Origin of the sequence: Daejeonella sp. (assembly GCF_049655485.1) — a bacterium.
Lineage (GTDB): Bacteria > Bacteroidota > Bacteroidia > Sphingobacteriales > Sphingobacteriaceae > Daejeonella.
In genome coordinates this window covers 1-1,632 of record NZ_JBASJU010000441.1, presented here as the reverse complement: position 1 = coordinate 1,632, position 1,632 = coordinate 1, and the positions used below count along the sequence as shown (strand labels likewise).

The 1,632-nt window shown below is 42.0% G+C and carries 2 protein-coding genes; both read left to right on the top strand.

Features of this window, described 5'->3' with window-relative positions; all coding sequences use genetic code 11:
- Positions 1 to 961: ATP-binding protein (locus WBJ10_RS17630; protein ID WP_424292682.1), on the top strand; the 961-nt coding region annotated here is incomplete at its 5' end.
- 20 nt (positions 962 to 981) lie between these two features.
- The coding region (locus tag WBJ10_RS17625) for a TIM barrel protein (protein ID WP_424292680.1) at positions 982 to 1,632 on the top strand (651 nt) is incomplete at its 3' end.

Genomic DNA, 1,632 nt, shown 5'->3' with positions numbered 1-1,632 from the left:
GGCCCTGGCAGATGTCGGCCGGCCACTTGCTGATGTTAAGGAAAATTTCCGTTTCCCGGCAATAATAGACAATATCCAACATGTAATAGACACCGGGGAAATACTCGAAAAAGAAATCCAGACAACTGATATGCGCTGGTATCAAATGAATATAATCCCTTATCTTATTGTCAAGGAAAATAGAAATAACGGCGTGATCATCACTTTTGTGGAGATTACAATGCGTATTAAAGATCTTAAAGAACAGGAAAAACTTATCGCGGAACATGAGATGTTGCTGGATACTATCTCACATGATATTAAATCGCCATTAACCGCACTTAATTTGACAATTCAGATGCTCAAGAAAATACCAGAAAAAGGAATGGAGAAATTTCCGATTCTGTTGGCAAATGTTGAGAGCAGCCTTGTAAATATGCAACAGATCATCAATGACCTTACCCGATCGCGTTGGCAGCAGCATAGGTACCAGGCAGTAGAAGAGCTTATTAATATAGAGCATATCATTGAGGATGTTAGGATGACCCTCGCTCCCCAAATCGAAGAGTCAAAAACCATTCTCAAAAGCAAGATCGGGGCTTCAGAAATCGTATTTGTCAGGCGCAAACTTCGCAGCCTGCTTTATAATCTGGTGAGCAATGCCATAAAATACGCATCGCCAGAACGGCGGCCCGAAATACTTATAAGGACGGAAGTGGAGAACGGATTCATGATTATTAGTGTTATCGATAACGGGGAGGGAATAGCGCCGGAGAATTATAAGACAATTTTTGCAAAGTATCATCGTCTTAGAGATTCGGTAGAAGGGAATGGTGTCGGACTATTCCTTGTAAAAGAAATTGTAAATAGTGCTGATGGAAAAATATCGGTTGAAAGTGAGCTCGGTAAAGGATCAAAGTTCAAGGTTTTCCTTAAATTAGAGGAGGCTGCCAGCAGTAGTATCCCCGACAAGCGGGAATAGATTACACAAATTAAACATCTATGAACAGAGACGAATTTCTAAAAAAAAGCCTTCTTTTAGGATTAACAGCTACGGCAGCTAATTCTGGAATAGCGTCGGTATTGCCGCCCGGTACGAAATCCCAAAAGACTTTTAATCAAAATTATGCCCCTCATGCGGGGATGTTCGAAAACCATGCTGGAAAGGATATAATTGAACAGATAAGCTTTATGCATGATCAAGGCTTTCGGAGCTTGGAAGACAATGGGATGATGAAGCGCAGCCCGGAGGAGCAAAGTAAAATAGGTAATACTCTGGCAAAGCTTGGAATGACTATGGGCGTGTTTGTAGTTGAGAAGGGTGGTAACTCAGCAAATACCCTTGCAGCCGGAAAAAAAGAATTTATAGATATCTTTTTAAAGGGATGTACAGAAGCGGTGAATGTAGCAAAACGTGTCGACGCAAAATGGGTGACCGTTGTACCAGGCGATTTCGAAAGAAACCTGCCGATTGGCATTCAAACCGGGCATGTTATTGAAGCACTGCGTCGTGGCGCCGACATACTCGCACCTCACAATATCATCATGGTTTTAGAACCTCTGAGTGATAGTCCAAATTTATTCCTTCAGCATGCGGACCAAACTCATTTGATCTGTAAAGCTGTTAACAGCCCTGCCTGTAAAATCCTATAC